Genomic DNA, 2,247 nt, shown 5'->3' with positions numbered 1-2,247 from the left:
GGTTTGGGTGATTTCACGCCGGGACCAGGGCCACGAACGCTGGCAATTCCGGGCGCGCCTCTGGTTGCGGTGGCAATCTGTTACGAGATCATTTTCCCGGGCCAGGTGGTCGACGATCTTTTTCGTCCCGACTGGATTTTCAACGCCACAAATGACGCCTGGTTCGGCGCCAGCATCGGGCCCGAGCAGCACCTCGCATCCGCGCGCATGCGCGCTGTGGAGGAAGGGCTACCCGTGGTGCGCGCTGCGAACACCGGGATATCCGCAATTATTGATGCTAACGGCGAGATCGTCGCGCGCCTCGACACTGGGCGAACAGACGTCATAAATGAAAGCCTACCGGCAGCGCGTACGGCTACGCCTTACGGACGTTTCGGCGATTGGACATTTCTGTCGCTCATCTGTGCAGCTTGGACGTTGAGATTTGCCTTCGGCTTGGCCAAACAGCGACATAAGTCTGTAAAAACAAACCCAAAGGAACCGTGATGCTAATGTTTGTAGGCTTTATCGGAGGTGCTTTTTGGGGAGGCTATTTAGCCCGGAGCCGCAAAGGGAACTACCTAGACATCCTTCAATATGCGGCAAGCTTCGGCATCGCCCTAGGCCTACTGGGTTTCTTCATCTCAGTGGTTCTCTTACGCATCACTTCCTGACGCGAATTTGGTCTTTGTATCGAATTAAAACTGCCCGCTTCCTAGGGTTGCGTAATGGGAAAATCCCGACGTTCATCGGTACCTATCGACTGGCTGACAATACAAAATGACAGGAGCTGATAATCCCCTTCTTTCTTCTTTTCGACCCGTTTGGATTTGCGATTTCGCCAGTGTCCATTGTATCCGTCAGTTTGGCCGCATGGTTCTATATGCGCGGCCTCAGACGACCCGTGCGTATCCGCGGAACGATCTCTGTCTGGCGTCCGATCTTGTTCTTCGCCGGCCTTGCTTGCATTCTTGCAGCCATGAACGCACCGCTCGCTGTAATGGGACATACCTTATTCTCAATACATCAGGTCGAACATCTTCTTCTTCGCCTTATCGGCCCCCTTCTCATCGCCGTATCGCAGCCGTGGCGCATCCTGCTATCCAGCCTCGAAAGACGCCGGCGTCAACACTTCAGTGCGCCAGCGAACTCCCGGGGACAAAGTTTCGTAGCGCATCCAACGGCCGCAACTGGGTTGATTGTTGGAGCGCTATTTATCTGGCAGGTACCTGTCATTTACGCACTTGCGCAGCGTATCGCGGCTATCGAAGTGTTCGCTCATCTGGGAATGGTACTAGCAGGGCTCTGGTTCTTTACCATGCTCTTCGATCCCAGAGACCCCCCTGTGGGCGCCAAACGCGGAGCGAGGCTGTTGTCCGCCTTTGTTGTGATCGTAGCAAACATTTTTCTAGGTTCCCTGACGACACTCAAGGAGGTGAGCCTTTACGCATTCTCCCATAGGGAAAGAATTGGATTGATCGATGCGCTGTCCGACGAAACGATCGGCGGCTATACTATTTGGGTCCCGTCTTCGATGGTGATGATCGTCGCGATCATTCTGGTCATGAACGGCTGGGACGCTGCGGAAGTACGTCGCTGGAATACGAGATACGACCTGCTACGCGGCTCGAATTCAGCGGCACTGGAGTTTCCGGAAACCGCCGAAGAATTGCGTCTGAAAGTGGCAAAGACAAACCGCGACATGGGCCGGACCCTTGCCATAGGCGCATTGGTCATGTTCTTGATCGTCATCACAACGGTGGTGACAATTGTCTATGCGCTTTGAACAGAGGACCCACTCAAGGGTTGCGCCTACCTCTTTTCACGCGACCGGCATTTTCGCTGCATGGTCGGCGCAGGTAGGAATATTGGGCGCACTATTTCGTGCTGGCCAAACTCAGAGGACGCGATGGGTTGGACCAGAGTTAAGCATTGACACAAATGCTACCCCGCCAACGTATGACTGCTGACGCTGCAGCCTCTTGAGTCTCGCCTTGCTGAATTTCGAGAGAACTCGATGCTGCGCTACTTGCTGCTCTGAAACTTCTGGAGGGCGTGCTCGAAGGCCTCCAGCGTGGTCGTGCTGACGTGATGCTCGATCCCCTCCGCATCGCGTTCCGCAGTCTCTTCGTCGATTCCCAGGCTGAGAAGAAACGCGACAACGACTCTATGGCGGCGGCGACAGGCCTCGGCCAATTCTCGGCCCGCATCGGTTAGAAATATTGCGCGGTAACGCTCCCGCCGCACCAAACCAGCAGCCTTGAGTCG

At 55.2% G+C, this 2,247-nt stretch carries 3 protein-coding genes; 2 read left to right on the top strand and 1 reads right to left on the bottom strand.

Translation table 11 applies throughout. The features are described 5' to 3' along the window. Both BLS57_RS19520 and BLS57_RS19510 read left to right on the top strand, forming a co-directional pair. On the top strand, positions 1-486 hold a 486-nt coding region (locus BLS57_RS19520; RefSeq protein ID WP_139186684.1), incomplete at its 5' end, for an apolipoprotein N-acyltransferase. A 337-nt stretch (positions 487-823) separates the two neighbouring features. Continuing rightward, positions 824-1,765: a cytochrome c oxidase assembly protein gene (locus tag BLS57_RS19510; RefSeq protein ID WP_244153749.1), complete on the top strand. Its 942-nt coding sequence runs from the start codon at positions 824-826 to the stop codon at positions 1,763-1,765. Between the two features lie 239 nt (positions 1,766-2,004). On the opposite strand, the gene BLS57_RS19505 is transcribed toward BLS57_RS19510, so the two are convergent. Next, positions 2,005-2,247: iron dependent repressor, metal binding and dimerization domain protein (locus tag BLS57_RS19505; RefSeq protein ID WP_279626462.1), on the bottom strand; the 243-nt coding region annotated here is incomplete at its 5' end.

It is taken from the genome of Sulfitobacter delicatus, from assembly GCF_900102535.1.
GTDB lineage: Bacteria > Pseudomonadota > Alphaproteobacteria > Rhodobacterales > Rhodobacteraceae > Sulfitobacter > Sulfitobacter delicatus.
This window is presented reverse-complemented; position numbering and strand designations above follow the sequence as displayed.